This window comes from Salegentibacter haimaensis (genome assembly GCF_054121495.1).
Map to the genome: position 1 here is coordinate 35,724 of NZ_JBSYGH010000011.1, position 16,691 is coordinate 52,414.

Annotated in this window: 19 protein-coding genes; 17 read left to right on the plus strand and 2 right to left on the minus strand. The window is 41.9% G+C overall.

The features are described 5' to 3' along the window. Positions 1-60 precede the first annotated feature (60 nt). From ACW6QP_RS11240 to ACW6QP_RS11260, 5 genes are all read left to right on the plus strand, one after another. Positions 61-747 carry an inorganic diphosphatase gene (locus ACW6QP_RS11240; protein ID WP_457910969.1) on the plus strand — a complete coding sequence of 229 codons (687 nt, stop codon included), beginning with the start codon at positions 61-63 and terminating at the stop codon, positions 745-747. 100 nt (positions 748-847) lie between these two features. Continuing rightward, a complete protein-coding gene (locus ACW6QP_RS11245; RefSeq protein WP_457910970.1) occupies positions 848-1,333 on the plus strand; it encodes a DinB family protein in 486 nt (161 codons plus the stop codon). A gap of 39 nt (positions 1,334-1,372) precedes the next feature. After that, positions 1,373-1,570: a hypothetical protein gene (locus tag ACW6QP_RS11250; protein WP_457910971.1), complete on the plus strand. Its 198-nt coding sequence runs from the start codon at positions 1,373-1,375 to the stop codon at positions 1,568-1,570. A gap of 109 nt (positions 1,571-1,679) precedes the next feature. Continuing rightward, positions 1,680-3,479 (plus strand): translational GTPase TypA, encoded by a 1,800-nt coding sequence (gene typA / locus ACW6QP_RS11255; protein ID WP_457910972.1) that lies wholly within the window; start codon positions 1,680-1,682, stop codon positions 3,477-3,479. A 6-nt stretch (positions 3,480-3,485) separates the two neighbouring features. Then, positions 3,486-3,743, plus strand: coding sequence for a uroporphyrinogen decarboxylase (locus ACW6QP_RS11260; protein ID WP_457910973.1), 258 nt, complete (start codon positions 3,486-3,488; stop codon positions 3,741-3,743). A gap of 258 nt (positions 3,744-4,001) precedes the next feature. Here ACW6QP_RS11260 and ACW6QP_RS11265 read toward each other — a convergent pair whose 3' ends face one another. Next, positions 4,002-4,907: a bifunctional metallophosphatase/5'-nucleotidase gene (locus ACW6QP_RS11265; protein WP_457910974.1), complete on the minus strand. Its 906-nt coding sequence runs from the start codon at positions 4,905-4,907 to the stop codon at positions 4,002-4,004. 4 nt (positions 4,908-4,911) lie between these two features. Continuing rightward, complete coding sequence (locus ACW6QP_RS11270) at positions 4,912-5,670, minus strand: 5'-nucleotidase C-terminal domain-containing protein (protein ID WP_457910975.1); 759 nt, start codon at positions 5,668-5,670, stop codon at positions 4,912-4,914. A 176-nt stretch (positions 5,671-5,846) separates the two neighbouring features. Between ACW6QP_RS11270 and ACW6QP_RS11275 the strand changes: the two genes are divergently transcribed. The 12 genes from ACW6QP_RS11275 to coaE all read left to right on the plus strand — a co-directional run bounded on the left by ACW6QP_RS11275 (position 5,847) and on the right by coaE (position 16,677). Continuing rightward, positions 5,847-6,545 carry a hypothetical protein gene (locus ACW6QP_RS11275; RefSeq protein ID WP_457910976.1) on the plus strand — a complete coding sequence of 233 codons (699 nt, stop codon included), beginning with the start codon at positions 5,847-5,849 and terminating at the stop codon, positions 6,543-6,545. A 118-nt stretch (positions 6,546-6,663) separates the two neighbouring features. Beyond that, positions 6,664-7,134 (plus strand): DUF6913 domain-containing protein, encoded by a 471-nt coding sequence (locus ACW6QP_RS11280; protein WP_457910977.1) that lies wholly within the window; start codon positions 6,664-6,666, stop codon positions 7,132-7,134. Beyond that, positions 7,131-8,006: a 4-hydroxy-tetrahydrodipicolinate synthase gene (gene dapA, locus ACW6QP_RS11285; RefSeq protein WP_457910978.1), complete on the plus strand. Its 876-nt coding sequence runs from the start codon at positions 7,131-7,133 to the stop codon at positions 8,004-8,006. The genes ACW6QP_RS11280 and dapA overlap by 4 nt, the downstream gene beginning before the upstream one ends. 129 nt (positions 8,007-8,135) lie before the next feature. After that, positions 8,136-8,960, plus strand: a complete 825-nt coding sequence (locus ACW6QP_RS11290; protein WP_457910979.1) for an outer membrane protein assembly factor BamD — start codon at positions 8,136-8,138, stop codon at positions 8,958-8,960. Between the two features lie 12 nt (positions 8,961-8,972). Beyond that, positions 8,973-9,299 carry a DNA-directed RNA polymerase subunit omega gene (locus tag ACW6QP_RS11295; RefSeq protein ID WP_457910980.1) on the plus strand — a complete coding sequence of 109 codons (327 nt, stop codon included), beginning with the start codon at positions 8,973-8,975 and terminating at the stop codon, positions 9,297-9,299. A gap of 6 nt (positions 9,300-9,305) precedes the next feature. Then, positions 9,306-10,529: a bifunctional phosphopantothenoylcysteine decarboxylase/phosphopantothenate--cysteine ligase CoaBC gene (coaBC, locus tag ACW6QP_RS11300; RefSeq protein ID WP_457910981.1), complete on the plus strand. Its 1,224-nt coding sequence runs from the start codon at positions 9,306-9,308 to the stop codon at positions 10,527-10,529. A gap of 28 nt (positions 10,530-10,557) precedes the next feature. Further along, positions 10,558-11,445: a type IX secretion system protein PorD gene (gene porD, locus ACW6QP_RS11305; RefSeq protein WP_457910982.1), complete on the plus strand. Its 888-nt coding sequence runs from the start codon at positions 10,558-10,560 to the stop codon at positions 11,443-11,445. A 62-nt stretch (positions 11,446-11,507) separates the two neighbouring features. Continuing rightward, positions 11,508-13,160: a DNA repair protein RecN gene (recN, locus tag ACW6QP_RS11310; protein WP_457910983.1), complete on the plus strand. Its 1,653-nt coding sequence runs from the start codon at positions 11,508-11,510 to the stop codon at positions 13,158-13,160. A gap of 78 nt (positions 13,161-13,238) precedes the next feature. Continuing rightward, the gene (locus ACW6QP_RS11315) at positions 13,239-14,060 is read left to right on the plus strand and encodes an enoyl-ACP reductase FabI (protein WP_457910984.1); all 822 of its coding nucleotides are present in this window, start codon (positions 13,239-13,241) and stop codon (positions 14,058-14,060) included. Positions 14,061-14,145: 85 nt separating this feature from the next. Continuing rightward, the gene (locus tag ACW6QP_RS11320) at positions 14,146-15,162 is read left to right on the plus strand and encodes a glycosyltransferase (RefSeq protein ID WP_457910985.1); all 1,017 of its coding nucleotides are present in this window, start codon (positions 14,146-14,148) and stop codon (positions 15,160-15,162) included. Continuing rightward, the gene (locus ACW6QP_RS11325) at positions 15,146-16,102 is read left to right on the plus strand and encodes a YbbR-like domain-containing protein (RefSeq protein ID WP_457910986.1); all 957 of its coding nucleotides are present in this window, start codon (positions 15,146-15,148) and stop codon (positions 16,100-16,102) included. The genes ACW6QP_RS11320 and ACW6QP_RS11325 overlap by 17 nt, the downstream gene beginning before the upstream one ends. Further along, on the plus strand, positions 16,099-16,677 hold the full coding sequence (gene coaE, locus ACW6QP_RS11330; protein WP_457910987.1) for a dephospho-CoA kinase: 579 nt from the start codon (positions 16,099-16,101) through the stop codon (positions 16,675-16,677). The genes ACW6QP_RS11325 and coaE overlap by 4 nt, the downstream gene beginning before the upstream one ends. Positions 16,678-16,691 lie beyond the last annotated feature (14 nt).

A 16,691-nucleotide genomic window follows, 5' to 3' on the forward strand; every position in this document is an offset into this window, starting at 1 on the left:
TTATTCAGTATAAGAACAAAAGCATTGTCAGGTACTACTTTGCTTATAAATATAAAGCACATGAAAAAAGCAGCACGTGTTATAATAATTTTCTTTTTTTTATTGACTTCCTGTAAGAGGAATAACCAAAGTATTGCTGAAAAAAACACTCAACTTAGGGTGAATACAGAAAAAGGTATGGAGTATACCATAATTGGAGAAAAGCATTTTATTGATGGCTATCCGGCTTTAAGTGCAGATTCATTGATGAATGTTATAGTTGAAATCCCTGCTGGTACCATTGAAAAATGGGAAGTTGAAAAAATCTCTGGGCATCTGTCTCTAGAAAAAAGAGGGGGAGAGTTACGTAGAGTTAATTACCTGGGATATCCAGGCAATTATGGTATGGTTCCCCAAACATTACTTAAAGTTGAGGACGGAGGAGATGGGGATCCGTTGGACGTTTTGATACTGGGAGAATCTCTGGAAAGAGGTTCTATGGTTAAAACAAAACTAATAGGAGTTTTGAAATTATTAGATAAGAATGAACAGGATGATAAGTTGATTGCTGTGGTAGAGAGTTCAGCCTTTTATGATCTTAACAATTTAGATGAACTAAATTCGAAATACAAAGGAGTAACCGCTATTATTGAATCCTGGTTTAATAATTATAAAGGTGGAACGAAGATTGAAATTATAGGATTTGGAAATCAAAGAGAAGCTAAAGAGATTTTGATGGCCGGGATTCGAGGGTATAAGAATAAGTGAGTTTTATCTCTTTTAATGCTAAAAACCAGTATTTTCCCTTAGGTTTTATTTTAAATATACATCGGAATTTTATGTAATTTCAATTGCATATTTTAAAACTATGAAACTTCAGGACCTTCTTATTTCTGAATTGCAACACGAAGTAGTGCTCACCGAAAAATTTCTGGAGCGAATTCCGCAGGAGAAAATGAGCTGGAAACCCCATCCAAAATCTATGAGCCTGCGCCAGCTTGCCAATCACCTGGCCGAAATTCCCAGCTGGATTAGCGCTACCATGCTGATGGATGAAATGGATATGAAAGATTATAAATCTCCCGATTTTGAAAAGCTGGAAGACATCATCGAATATCTGAAAAACAATACCGCCGAAGCCGAAGCAGCCCTTAGAAAACCAGATTCAGAATTCGAGAAAAACTGGAAAATGACCCGCGAGGGAGAAACCCTTATGGAAATGCCAAAATTTAGTGTGCTGCGCACTATGGTGTTGAATCAAATCCCGCATCACAGGGCACAACTCGGGGTTTATTTCAGGTTGCTCGATCTTCCGGTTCCGGCCACCTACGGCCCCTCGGCCGATGAGCGCTGAGTTTAGTTTTAAGCGCTATCTTAGCACAAAAATTAAATTATGCAGGGCCTGAAGGAACCATTTAAAAAATATTATACACCAAAACGCTGCCTAATCAACGCGCTAATTATGTTTGCTGCGGTGGCTTTCTTCATCACTCAAAGGGCAGAGCAGTGGTGGCTTTCTGCGATTTTTGGCTGTATAGGGCTGGCCTATACAGCTGCATTTTTTTACCTGCGCAAAGCTCAAAAGGTCTGAGAGATAGGGAATTTCAGCAGAAAAATAATATTTTCCTTTTTAGCCTATAAAGGGAACATTTCTTCAAAAATAGCGTACATTTGCAGCCTTTTAAAAATGAGGCGCTTATATGACAGCTATTAGAAACATCGCAATTATTGCACACGTTGACCACGGGAAAACTACCCTGGTAGACAAAATAATGTACCACTGCCGCTTGTTCAGGGAAAACCAGAACACCGGAGATCTTATTCTTGATAATAATGATCTGGAACGCGAACGCGGTATTACCATTACTTCCAAAAACGTATCGGTGGTGTATAAAGACACCAAAATCAATATTATAGACACCCCCGGTCACGCCGACTTTGGTGGGGAGGTAGAAAGAGTATTGAATATGGCCGACGGTGTTTTGCTGTTGGTAGATGCCTTCGAAGGCCCTATGCCTCAAACCCGTTTTGTGCTTCAAAAAGCCATTAATTTAGGCTTAAAGCCCTGTGTGGTAATTAATAAAGTAGATAAACCTAACTGTACCCCCGATGAGGTTCACGAGAAGGTTTTTGACCTGATGTTCGAACTCGGTGCCGAAGAATGGCAGCTGGACTTCCCGGCGGTTTATGGTTCGGCACTTAATAACTGGATGAGCGAAGACCCGGCGGTAAAAACCGAAAATATCGAGCCTTTGTTGGATATGGTTTTGGAACACATCCCGGCCCCAAAAGTTGAAGAGGGAACTCCTCAAATGCTCATCACTTCTCTTGACTTTTCTTCATTTACAGGAAGAATCGCCATTGGGCGCGTTCAAAGAGGAATTCTTAAAGAAGGAATGCAGGTTTCTTTGGTAAAGAGAGACGGCACAATTAAGAAAACCAAAATAAAAGAGGTTCATACTTTTGAAGGTCTTGGCCGCAAAAAAGTAGAAAAGACCGAAGCAGGTGATATTTGCGCCCTGGTAGGTCTTGAAGGATTCGAAATTGGCGATACCGTGGCCGATATCGAAAATCCCGAAGCTTTGGCCACCATCGCCATAGATGAGCCAACGATGAGCATGTTATTCACAATTAACGATTCTCCTTTCTTCGGAAAAGACGGAAAATTCGTTACCTCACGTCATATAAAAGACCGCCTTACCAAAGAGCTCGAAAAAAACCTTGCCCTAAGAGTTGAAGAAACCGATAGTGCCGATAAGTTTTTAGTCTACGGAAGAGGGGTAATGCACCTTTCGGTATTGATCGAGACTATGCGAAGAGAAGGATATGAACTTCAAATCGGGCAGCCTCAGGTAATCATCAAAGAAGTTGATGGGGTGAAGATGGAGCCTGTTGAAGAATTAACCATAGACCTTCCTGAAGCTGTTTCAGGGAAAGCCGTAGAGATGGTAACTATGCGTAAAGGCGAAATGCTAAGTATGGAAACCCGTGGCGAACGAATGATTATTCAGTTTATCATTCCATCAAGAGGAATTATAGGTTTGAGAAATCAGCTGCTTACGGCTACTGCCGGAGAGGCGATTATGGCTCACCGTTTTAAGGAATACCAGCCTCTTAAAGGTGGAATTCCAGAGCGTCAAAATGGTTCTCTTATCTCTATGGAAAAAGGAAAAGCTATTCCTTATTCGATAGATAAACTTCAGGATCGTGGTAAATTCTTCGTAGATCCGGGAGACGAGATTTATGAAGGGCAGGTAATTGGAGAGAATTCGCGCCAGGATGATATGGTGGTGAATATCACCAAAACCAAGAAGCTTTCTAACGTGCGATCTTCAGGAGCCGACGATAAAGCCAAAATTGTACCTGCGATTAAATTCTCTTTAGAAGAGGCACTGGAATATATTCAGAAAGATGAATATGTAGAAGTAACTCCAAATCATATTCGACTTAGAAAAATTTATCTAACCGAAAATGATCGTAAGCGTAATAAAATAGTATAAAGTAAGATGGAAATCCTGGGTGTAAGTCTTACCGAATGGATTGGCTATTTTGCCTCCTTTTTTGTGATGATCTCGTTCATTATGCGCGAGATCACCACACTAAGGATAGTAAATACCATTGGTTGTATTAGTTTTATAGTCTATGGAGTCTTGCTGGATTCCTGGCCAATTATCATTACCAACGCCGCAATTACCGCGGTGAATTTCTACTACCTTTTTATCAATAAAAAGAAACCGGTAAAAGCCGACGAAGTGCAGCCGTAAATTCGGGAGTCGGGAGTTGGTAGTCGTTAGTTTGTGAGTTGTAGAAACCTGTCCTTATGTTTCTTTATATTCGACCTAACTTTGTGCTTGAAACTCTCACCCTGCCATTATGGGAATTCGTGAGTTGGTGATACGGGAGTAATTAATTCGGAATTGGGTTGATTTTAACTTCGTACCTTGAACATTCAGCCAGATTACAGCTTACTGAAAGCTGCCTACTGAACCAACTTCTAACTTCATACTTCTAACTTCGTACCTCTAACTTCGTACTTCTAACCTCGTACCTCTCACCTCTTTATCGTCAAGATAAAAATCAATTCGGCCTAAATAAAGGCCATAGCAGCCCACCTGATTTATTAAAACCTCTTTCCCGGCCCGGTTGGTAACAATTTCGGGTTTTTCCAGAAATGTATGGGTGTGCCCGCCTATGATGAGGTCTATATCCTCGGTCTCTGTGGCCAGTTTTACATCTGAAATCTTATCGTGATTATACTTGTAGCCCAGGTGAGACAGGCATATCACCAAATCGCAGTTTTCATCCTGCTTAAGTTTACGACTCATATCCCGGCTAATTTCAACGGGATCCAAATATTGGGTTTCCTTAAAAAGTTTTTTATTTACCAGGCCTTCCAGTTCTACTCCCAGTCCAAAAACTCCTATTTTCACTCCGTCTTTTTTATAAATGCGGTAGGGGTTCACTCTTCCGTCAAGAACAGTATTTGAAAAATCATAATTGGCGCTTATAAAATCGAATTTTGCGTGAGGCATTTGTGCCAGCAGGCCTTCTATACCATTATCGAAATCGTGGTTGCCAATAGTAGTGGCATCATAGCGCATTTTGCTCATAAGCTTAAATTCGAGTTCGCCACCATAAAAATTAAAGTACGGCGTACCCTGAAAGCTATCTCCGGCATCCAACAATAAGGTGTTCGGATTTTCCTTTCGTATTTTTTCAATTAGACTAGCCCTTCTTGCCACCCCGCCCATATTTGGATTTCTGGTATCGCTGGCCGGTAAGGGGTCTATATGGCTGTGCACATCGTTGGTGTGCAGTATCGTGATATGCCTGGCAGAATTGCTCTTCATAGCCAGGCCGGTTAATCCGCCCAGACCAACAAAGGCAGTAGCTGCTGAGGTTTTTTCAAGAAAACTTCTTCTTTTCATGTGCTTATTCTTTGGTAAATCTAAGGTCGGATTGGGACTTAATCGTATCGATTTTTGTGAAGTAATCTTTAAGCGCATTGCGCAGCTTATAATCCAGCTCATAAAGCTCTTCAGGCTCTTTAAAAAAGTTCATATTGTCCCCGCCCTGTTGCAAATAATCGGAGGTCGCTACAAAATAGGAAGCTTCAGGATTGATATTCTCACCATTGATTTTTGCAGAAATCAGCTCATAGTTTTTATTCATTTTAATCTCGATACCGTTTACCGGGTGTGCAGTTTTAGCTTTTTCGAGGTAGGCCAGCATTTCCTGAATTTTTTTTCCGCTAAGTTTCACCACTACGATTTCATTTTCAAAAGGCATAAGACCATAGGCGCTTCTCGCAGTAACGGCGCCTTTGTCCAAACCAGATCTAATTCCGCCGAAATTGAGAAGCCCCATATCCATCTCGTTTCCGCTGCGGGACTTAAAAACCGGGTTGGCCTGCTCTACCATAGCATCTACCATCAGGTTTCCCAAAGCCGTGTTTAGTTCGCCGTCCTGTTTATTGAGCCCGGTGGGGTTGTAAGCCAGGCTACTGTCCAGGGTTTTATTGATATACTCCCGGTAGGGTTTTACAAAATTTTCAATCGCCGTGTCGGCCTGGATCTCCTGATCTATGCCAATGCGTTCTCCCGTAATTTGAATCGGGGCGCTTTCATGTTGCTTACAGCCAAAAGCTAAAAACAAGAAAATCAGGCTAATGCTTAGAATTTTAAGTTTCATACTGAAGTTTGATGCTGCAAAGTTAAACTATTAACCCATCTTTCAGAAATGCATTTTTACCCGATTAATTTTGCATTTTATCGAAAATACAGGAGGTAAAATGCGTTTTATTCAGAAATTAATGTTTTTTTGTGGTATTCCTTGAATTATTGTCAGGGTGCCCCAAAATCTTATATATGAAATTCCCCGCCTATTGTGCCATTATGCTGGTGTTTTTTGTTGTGCTGAATATCTTTGCCATACTTTTTGGGGAAACCTGGTTAGTCACCGCCAGTCGAATTGGCTTTTTTCTTCCTTTATTAGTTTGTATCAGAAGCAAAAAACACTTCTATAATCTGAATTTTGCAGCTTTTTTACTTTTTATTCTGCTAGGGGAATTCACTCATATTTTTAGGTCGGAGTGGTATTTTAATATTTCAAGTTTGCTGTTTATAATGGCTTCCTATATTTTTTTAAGCAGGGAAGCACTAAAATATACCCGGCGAAAGGAAGCCAGCAGGTATATGCTGCTCTATTTCCTATTTCTGGTGGTGATAAATTCCTGGTTAATGGGTCTGCATCTCTTCGAACTGGAAACTTACATTTCCAGTAGCCTTGTTTATGGTCTCTACATTCTGTATTACATAAACCTCATGTTGCTTGGGCTGGTGGGGCTTATCTATTATCTCAATTCGTATTCCCGTAAATCGGTTTTCTTTATCTCGGGAGCTTTAGCGATGATTTTTGCCGATATTTTCAGGGATATGGGGCAGTTTTATATGCAGGATACCAGTGTGTGGCTAATCGAAAACCTGCTTAGGTTCGCGATGATTAGTTTTGCATTTTTGTTTTTTATTACCCGCGAAAAGGAGCTGCGATTATTAAACATGCTATAGATTTTAAATCTGTTACTTTTTTTACAAAAAAAATAAAGCTGTTAAATATGCAATATTCAGCTTAAAACTGACTTTTAGAAGGTAAACCAGCTTCTTTTTTAATGATAATTTTGCAGCGATGATTTCCCGATTAAGGTTTAGCCTTGCCGCTAAAAGAATTAAGGATGCCGGGGTTGAAGAAAAACCCGAAATTGGATTTGTCTTTGCTGAAGCTTCTGAAGAAGCTGTGCAGTTTGCAGTAGAAGTGGCCCGGGCCCTGGAAGTTTCTGAAAGTCTGAATTTGCTTTTCTGTGGAAGTGCTTCCGAAGAAGATTTTCAGCTGAAGCAAATAGGAATTAACGGAAAGATTAAAAACCAAAAACTGCTGAAATTTGCCGCGATGCAATTTCAGCACCTGGTGTTTTGGGGAGCTAAAAGCAGCCCTGAACTTGATTTTTTGATAAAAAACCTAAAGGCCAATCTAAAGATTGTGCCTAAAAATCTGCAAACCAGGCAAGCAAATTTGATCATAGACACTGTAGATAGGACGGTTTTTCAACGGGAAGTGATAAAATATTTGAAAATACTAAATACTAAAATTAAGGAATGAGATCATTAACAGGTACCGGAGTAGCGCTTATTACCCCCTTTCGGGAAGATTTAAGCGTAGATGTGGAAGCTTTGGAAAAACTGGTGCATTTTCAAATTGAAAATGGCATAGATTATTTGGTGGTTTTAGGCACTACCGGAGAAAGTGCTACTCTAAACCAGGAGGAGAAGGAACTGGTTAAAAATACAATCAAAAAAGCCAATAATGGCAAACTACCCCTGGTTCTGGGCATTGGGGGTAACAGCACTGCAGGGGTGGTTGAAGAATTACAAACTGCCGATACCTCGGGCTTCGATGCGATTTTATCGGTTTCTCCCTATTATAACAAGCCCAGCCAGGAAGGAATTTACAGGCATTTTGAAGCTGTAGCAAAGGCCTCTCCGCTGCCCGTAATAATTTATAATGTGCCAGGAAGAACGGCTTCCAATATCTTACCTCAAACCGTAAAGCGTTTGGCTGAAGACTTCGATAAAATCATAGGGATTAAAGAAGCTGCGGGAGATATGGTGCAGGCGATGAAGCTTATTAGCCTGGTGCCTTCAGATTTTCTGGTGATTTCAGGAGATGATATGATCACCCTGCCAATGATTTTGGCGGGAGGTAAGGGAGTGATTTCGGTAATAGGGCAGGGTCTTCCGGCCGAATTTAGCCGCCTGGTGAATCTAGGTTTGGAAGGAAATGCTGCTGCAGCCTACGAATTGCAATACCGCATTATGGCTTCAATAGATCTTATTTTTGCTGAAGGCAATCCCACCGGGATAAAATCATTGCTGGCCCATAAAAATATAGTTCAGAATTATTTGCGATTGCCTTTAATTCCGGCATCAGAAAAGCTGGATGGAGAATTAAAAGGCTTCCTGCAAAATTTTTAAACTCGATTTACGTTTAATATAAAGCCCGGTTTTTACCGGGTTTTTTTATGAATTCCTGAAGCAGATTTTCCCGATTTTCAGGCGATTTAGAAATTTTTTTTATACTGAGGAAAAATGTACTTTTGCCAGATGTTTTTACAAATGAAGAAAAAAGCGATTTTAGTAATTGGAGTAGCTTTGCTTAGTCTCTCCTGCAGCGAATATCAAAAAGTATTAAGAAGTGAGGATACCGGTTTAAAGTATACCACTGCCGAAAAACTTTATAATGAGGCTCAGGAAGAAAACAGCAACAAAAAATACCGCAAGGCCGCCCGCTTATTGGAGCAAATCGCCCCCGAATATCGCGGAAAGCCCCAGGGTGAAAAACTGAGTTTCCTTTTTGCCGACTCTTATTATCAGTTAGGGGATTATTATCTTTCAAGCTACCAGTTTGAGCGTTTTATTCAGTCTTATCCCAATAGCCAACGCCTGGAAGAAGCAGCCTATAAAAAAGCAATAAGTCATTATCATAATTCCCCGCGTTACGATCTGGATCAGGCCGATACCAACAAGGCGATTGGAGAACTTCAAAATTACATAGATACTTTTCCCGACGGAGAATTTGTTGATGATGCCAACGAGAAAGTAGCCGAACTGCGAACCAAGCTTGAGAAAAAGGCCTACGAGATTGCAAAGCAATATCATCATACCGAGAATTACGTGGCGGCTATGACAGCGTTCACCAATTTTATCGCCGATTACCCCGGCTCTCCGTTTAGAGAACTGGCTTATTATTACAGGTTTGATTCTGCATATCAATATGCGATCAATTCCTATAGAAATTTAATGGAGGAGCGTTTGGCCCAGGCCGAGACCTATGCCAAATCCTATAAAAAATACTTTCCTGAAGGTGAATATAATACTATTGTTAACACCGCCTCAGAAGACATAAATTCAAGATTGCAAAACTTTTAATCAAGGACGAAGATGGATATCAAAAAGACCGAAGCACCTGTAAACACCACTACCATAGATAAGAATCTGGTAGATGCGCCTACCAACAACATTTATGAGGCAATTTCTATAGTTGCCAAGAGAGCAACTCAAATAAATGGTGAGATCAAAAAGGAATTGTTGGAGAAACTTGACGAGTTTGCCACTTATAATGACAGCCTTGATGAGATCTTTGAAAACAAAGAGCAGATAGAGGTATCAAAATTTTACGAAAAATTGCCAAAACCTCACGCATTGGCAGTTCAGGAGTGGTTGGAAGATAAGATCTACTACCGCAATACTAAAGACAGCGAGGTTTAAGAAGCTATGTCTGTACTGCAGGGTAAGAAAGTTTTGTTAGGAGTTACCGGTGGTATTGCTGCCTACAAAACTACTTTCCTGGTGCGATTATTCATTAAAGCCGGGGCCAAAGTTAAAGTGGTGATGACCCCGGCTGCTAAAGACTTTGTTACTCCGCTTAGTCTTTCCACACTTTCCAAAAATGATGTGATTTCATCTTTCACCAACGAAGAAGATGAAAACGCAGCCTGGAACAATCACGTAGAACTCGGCCTCTGGGCCGATTTTATGCTTATAGCCCCCGCTACTGCCAATACGCTTTCCAAGATGGCTTCGGGCGCTTCAGATAATTTTTTGCTGGCCACTTATCTTTCAGCCAAATGCCCGGTGTATTTCGCTCCGGCTATGGATCTGGATATGTACCAGCACCCCAGCACAAAAAACAGCCTGGAGAAACTTCAGTCTTTCGGGAATATTATGATCCCTGCTGGCTCTGGAGAACTGGCAAGCGGACTGTATGGTGAAGGTCGTATGGCCGAACCTGAAGAAATCATCGCTTTTATTGAAGCCGATCTTTCCAAAAATCTTCCGTTAAAAGACAAAACCATACTCATTACAGCAGGGCCAACATACGAAGCCATAGATCCTGTGCGTTTTATTGGAAATCATTCCAGCGGTAAAATGGGCTTTGAACTTGCCCGAAAAGCTGCCGAAATGGGTGCAAAAGTAATCCTGGTTTCTGGACCTACTGCGCTGCAAACAGATCAAACTAATATCGAGCTACACAGGGTGGTGAATACCAGGGAAATGCTTGAGGAGGTAAATGCACACTTCGATAATTGCGATGTAGTAATTGCCGCGGCTGCAGTTTCAGATTATCGCCCGGCCGAGGTTGCTTCAGAAAAAATAAAGAAATCAGGGGACGAAATGAGTCTTAGGCTGGTGAAAAACCCCGATATTCTGGCCTCATTGGGAGAGCGAAAACAGCAGCAAAAACTTATAGGTTTTGCCCTTGAAACCACCAACGAGCTTGAAAATGCGCGAGACAAATTAAGACGAAAAAACCTTGATTTTATTGTTTTAAATAGTCTTCGTGATAAGGGGGCAGGATTTAAAAACGATACCAATAAAATAAGCATCGTTTTTGAAAATGAACAAAAAGACTTCGACCTGAAACCAAAATCTGAAGTGGCTGCCGATATTCTAAACGAAATCGTACATTTACTCGATGATCGGGATCTACAGAACTGAACCTGAGCTTACTTAGAAAATTGATTTTATGCCTAAACTGCTGCTCATACTGTTGTTTTTTACCGGCACGTTGTTTACTACGGCCCAGGAACTCAATGCCGAGATCGTTTTAAATACCGAGCAAACCGGCCAGGCAAATTTGTCGGTTTTTCGCACCTTGCAGCAGAGTCTTAATGAATTTGTAAACCGTACCAACTGGACCAATCGTGAAGTAGGGCCGGCCGAGCGTATTAGCTGCAGCTTTTTTATCACGATTAATAGTTTTGAAGAAGAAAGCTTCAGCGGGACCATACAGGTACAGTCTTCCAGGCCAGTTTATGGTTCTACTATGATTACCCCAATTTTCAATTTCAACGATAACCAGTTTGGATTTACCTACAGGGAATACCAACCTTTGGAATTCAGCCAGAATACTTATACCAATAACCTGGTTTCGGTAATTTCGTTTTATGTGTACACCATTTTGGGAATGGACGCCGATACTTTTTCACCTAATGGTGGCACTCAATACTACCAAATGGCCAATCAGATTTTGACCAGTGCACAATCCAGCGGAAACCGCGGCTGGCAGGCATCTGATGGAACCAACTCCCGCTTCAGGCTAAATACCGACTTACTGTCTAATACTTTCGCTGAATATCGTACCACGCTATACGAATACCATCGCCTGGGGCTTGATGTGATGCATCAGGACACTCAGCAGGGAAAAATCGCTATTGCCGATGCTCTTGAAAAGTTGCAAAATATGAACTCTCGCAGGCCCAACTCCCTGCTATTGCGCACATTTTTTGATTCAAAGGCCGATGAGGTTAGCCGCATTTTTAGTGGTGGCCCCGATATCAACCGGCCGGGTATTAAGCAAACCCTTAATAGCATTGCCCCGCGATATTCCCGAAATTGGAACAATGTGCAATAGGCATTTTTGTGGTTGATTTGCAAACTTATCTCCCGTATATTTAGCGCAAAATCCAAACTACATTGCTTACAGCTTTATCGATTAAAAATTACGCCCTTATCGAAGATCTTAACCTTAATCTCAAGGAAGGTTTTAGCATAATTACGGGTGAAACCGGCGCCGGAAAATCAATTATGCTGGGCGCCCTTGGAATGCTGTTAGGAAATCGTGCCGATTACGGAGTGATAAGAGATCCCGGCAAAAAATGCGTGATTGAAGGCAGTTTTAAAATTGCAAATTACAGGTTGCAGGATTTCTTCACTGCCGAAGATTTAGACTATGAGGCCCAAACCATAATTCGCCGTGAGATTTTACCCTCGGGAAAATCCCGGGCTTTTGTGAACGACACTCCGGTTAACCTCAATGCTCTTAATGCATTAGGGAATTTTTTGATCGATGTGCACAGCCAGCACGAAACCCTAAGCCTTGGGGATGCAGGTTATCAATTTAATGTGATAGACACCATAGCCGGGACCGAAGGCCGTTTGCTGGAGTATAAATCAAACCTGAAAGAATTTAGAGACTTTCAAAAACGGCTTGAAAACCTTAAACAGGAGCAGGCGGCCGCCACCAGGGAGTATGATTATAATGCGTTTTTGTTGAAGGAACTCGAGGAAGCCCGCTTAAAACCCGGGATGCTCGAAGATCTCGAAACCCGTTATGAGGAGCTCAACAATGTTGAAGAGCTCACCACACAATTAAGTGCTGCTCTGGAAAATATTCGCCGGGAAGATTTGGGTAGTATGGAACTGCTGAAAGAGGTGCGCAGCTCTCTGGCTAAAATTTCAGGATTTTCACCGGTCTATGCCGGGCTGCACGAACGCCTGCAGAGTCTTATCATAGAACTTGACGATATAGCCGATGAAACAGAAGCTGCTCTTGACAGGGTAGAAGCTAATCCTGAAGAGCTGGAAGCTACTAACGCCAAACTGCAGCTTATATATGATCTTCAGAAAAAACATGCTGCAGCAGATATTGAAGAACTGCTTCAGATCAAGGAGGAGCTTCAGCAAAAAGTTTCGATCAGCGAAAATGCAGAGGCAAGTCTGGAAGAAATTCAGCAGCAAATCTCAAAAAAGCGGGAAGAGCTGGAAAAACTTTCCGAAGAAATTCATCAGCTTAGAAAAAAGATCATTCCGCAGTTTATCAAACAGGTGGAAGCCATTCTAAGCGATCTTGGAATGCCCAACGCCCGGTTAAAGATTGAGCTGGAAACACAGCCTGAATTTTTAAGCAACGGGAAAGATAAATTAGGCTGGCACCTGGCTGCCAACAAAGGCGGAAGTTTTAAAGAGATGAAAAAAGCTGCCTCGGGTGGGGAGATGTCGCGAATTATGCTTGCGGTGAAAAGTATTCTGGCCGCCCAAAGCAAGTTGCCTACCATTATTTTTGATGAAATCGATACCGGGGTTTCGGGAGATATCGCACAAAAAATGGGGGAGATCCTGCAACAAATGGGAAATTCTATGCAGGTGATCGCCATTACGCATTTGCCTCAAATCGCCGGGAAAGGCAGCAGCCATTTTAAGATTTTTAAAGAAGATACCGGCCAGGTTACCAGCACGCGCATCAAAGAGCTCGAAGGAGAAGATCGTGTAGATGAACTGGCGCTTATGCTTGGAGGAAATACCAAAAGTGAATCGGCAAGGGCACACGCCCGTGCGCTTATTGAATAGCAACCAAAAAATGCCAAAAGCCGTGCAGATGATTTTGCTATCTTTACCGGCTCTAGCAACCTTAAAAAACCAAATAATATGTCATATAACCTGCTTAAAGGAAAAAGAGGGATCATCTTTGGAGCCCTGGACGAGAATTCTATCGCCTGGAAAACTGCCGAGAGGGTACACGCCGAAGGTGGAAAATTTGTGCTTACCAATGCTCCAATCGCTATGCGAATGGGTAGCATTAAAAACCTGGCCGAAAAAACCAATGCCGAAATCATTCCGGCCGATGCTACTAAAGTAGAAGACCTTGAAAATTTAGTTGAAAAGGCTACTGAAATTCTTGGCGGAAAACTCGATTTCGTTTTGCATTCTATTGGGATGTCGGTTAACGTTCGAAAAGGAAATCACTATACCGATATGAATTACGATTTCACCAACAAAGGTTGGGACGTTTCTGCGGTTTCTTTCCATAAAACCATGCAGGTTTTGTATAAAAAAGATGCGATGAACGAATGGGGAAGCATAGTAGCTTTAAGCTATATGGCTGCTCAGCGCGTTTTTCCCGATTATAACGATATGGCCGATAACAAAGCTTATTTGGAGTCTATCGCCAGAAGTTTTGGGTATTTCTTCGGAAAGGATAAAAAGGTAAGGGTGAATACCATTTCTCAATCGCCAACGCCAACCACCGCGGGGCAGGGAGTAAAAGGGTTTGACGGCTTTATCGCCTATGCCGATAAGATGTCGCCGCTGGGTAATGCATCAGCCCAGGATTGCGCCGATTATACCGTGTCGCTTTTCTCTGATCTTACCAAAAAGGTTACACTTCAGAATCTTTTCCACGATGGAGGCTTTTCGAATATGGGAGTAAGCCAGCAGGTGATGGAAACTTTTATGAAAGACCAGGAGTAATTTTCCTGAATAATTTGCGAGAAGCTGCCGCGAAAGTTGAAAATTCAGCTTTCAGGCAGCTTTTTTCTTTAGTATCTTTGAGCCTATGATGCCCCGGTATTCTTTCGTAATTCCAGTTTACAACCGTCCCGATGAGATAAGGGAGTTGTTGCAGTCTATGCTTGAGCTGGATTTTCAGAAAAATTTTGAAGTGGTAATCGTAGAAGATGGCTCGAGTCTTACTTCTGAAAATATTTGCAAGGAATTCGGGGTCTCCCTCGATATTCAGTATTTCTACAAGAAAAATTCCGGTCCCGGCGATTCCCGTAACTTCGGGATGAAAAAAGCCCGGGGAGACTGGTTTCTTATCCTGGACAGTGACGTGATTCTGCCAGAAAATTACCTCAGGGAAGTAGACAGCTTTTTAGCTTCAAATGCCTGCGATTGTTTTGGAGGGCCAGATGCGGCTCATAAAAATTTTACCAGGATCCAAAAAGCTATCGATTTTAGCATGACCTCCTTTTTAACCACCGGCGGAATTCGCGGCGGCGCCAGGGCCGTAGATGAATTTCAGCCCAGAAGTTTTAATATGGGGATTTCCAGAAAAGCTTTTGAAATAAGTAAAGGTTTTGGCCTTATTCATCCCGGCGAGGATCCCGACCTAAGCCTGAGGTTGAAAAAAGCAGGATTAACTACCTGCCTTATTCCCGGGGCGAAAGTATATCACAAACGCAGAATTGGTTGGTCTAAATTCTATACCCAGGTATATAAATTTGGCCTGGTAAGACCTATACTTAACCAATGGCACCCGGGCTCGGAAAAAATCACCTATTGGTTCCCATCCCTGTTTAGCGGCGGATTAATCCTTTCGGTATTACTGCTGAAACCTGGAATTTGGTGGCCTTTACTGCTTTATGCGATGTATTTTATCTTAATTTTTACGGGTTCGGCTATAAAGAATAAAAGTCTTATTATTGGAGCATTAAGTCTGCAGGCAGTAATTATCCAGTTTTTTGGTTATGGCTATGGGTTTTTAGAATCGACCTGGCAGGTAAAAATTTTACAAAAACAGCCGGAAAAAGAATTTCCGCAGTTATTCTTTAAACATGCGAAATCAGTTTAGGATACGAAACTTTCGAGTTAGAAAATCCAGCCTAAAGACCTTTGGGGTATTTTTGCTGTTTTCGACCATTATCTGGTTTATGGTGCAAATGTCTAAGGAATACACTCAAATTATCAAAGTTCCTGTGAGCTATGTAAATGTTCCGCTAGATAAGAGTTTGGCCGAAGATCGCCCCAGGAGTCTGGACTTACGCCTTCAGGATCGCGGATTTAATATCTGGTACTATAAAATGTTTACCCCCAAACTCGAATTAAATATGGGCCGCGCCGAAGAGCAGGGGCAGAGCCTGGTATATTATCTTGAAGAAAACAGCGAGGCGGTTTCCAGAAGCCTGGGTCTCGATCTTGACAAATCGCGGTTTTTGGTGCCTGAGGTGGTGGTAGGTTTTCAGCCAAAAACAAAAAAAGTGGTTGTGGTTAAACCGCAGATTCAAATCAACTATGCAGTGGGTTATGCGGCCGATAAAGCCCTGGTGTTAATCCCCGATTCTGTTAGCATTAGCGGCCCCGAGGCGATGATAGACAGCTTGGAGTTTGTAAATACCATACCGAAAGAATTTAATAACATTAGCCGAAATCTAAGCGGCGAAGTAGCCCTGGATACCAGTGGGCTGGGTCGCCTGAGTTTCTACCGCAGTTCGGTGAGCTTTTACCAGGAAGTTGCCAAATATACCGAAGGCCAGGTGAAAATCCCGGTGAAGCTAATCAATGTTCCGGCCAATACGAATGTGAGTATTTTTCCAAAGGAAGTTATTGTGAATTATCAGGTGAGTTTGAATAAATACGATATGGTAGAAGCACAGGACTTTAGCGTGGTATGTGATTTTAATAAGCTGGAAGAGGGGGAAGATTATTTGCTGGCCGAACTGGTGAAAAAGCCCGAGTTTGTAAATAACATCAGGTTAAGCGAACGCAAAATTCAATTCGTGATTAAGCGATGAAGGTAGTTGGATTAACTGGAGGAATTGGGAGCGGAAAAACTACCGTCGCCGGATTTTTTAAAGAATTGGGTATTCCTGTTTATATAGCCGATGAAGCGGGGAAACGACTGCTGGCCACTTCAAAAGCAATAAGACAGGAAGTTATTGATATTTTTGGTGAACAGGCCTATAATGGTATAGCACCTAACCGGGCCTATATCGCTTCCCGGGTTTTTAAAGATGCTGAACAACTGGCAGCTCTCAATGCCGTAATTCATCCTGCCGTGGCCAGGGATTTCGAGACCTGGATTGCCGCGCAAAACTCACCTTATGTGATCTATGAAGCCGCTATTTTATTTGAAACCGGTGGATATAAAAAATGCGATTACAATATTCTGGTAACTGCTCCTAAAAAGGAGAGGGTAAAAAGACTTCAGAAACGGGATAAAAGCAAAATCGAAGAAATTGAAGCCCGAATGGCCAATCAATGGTCTGATAAAGAAAAGCTAAAACTCGCCGATTTCGTCATAGAAAATACCAGCCTAAGCCTTACCAAATCTAAGGTTGCCGAATTACACGGCATTCTCTTAAAGTGATTTAAAAATTCCGG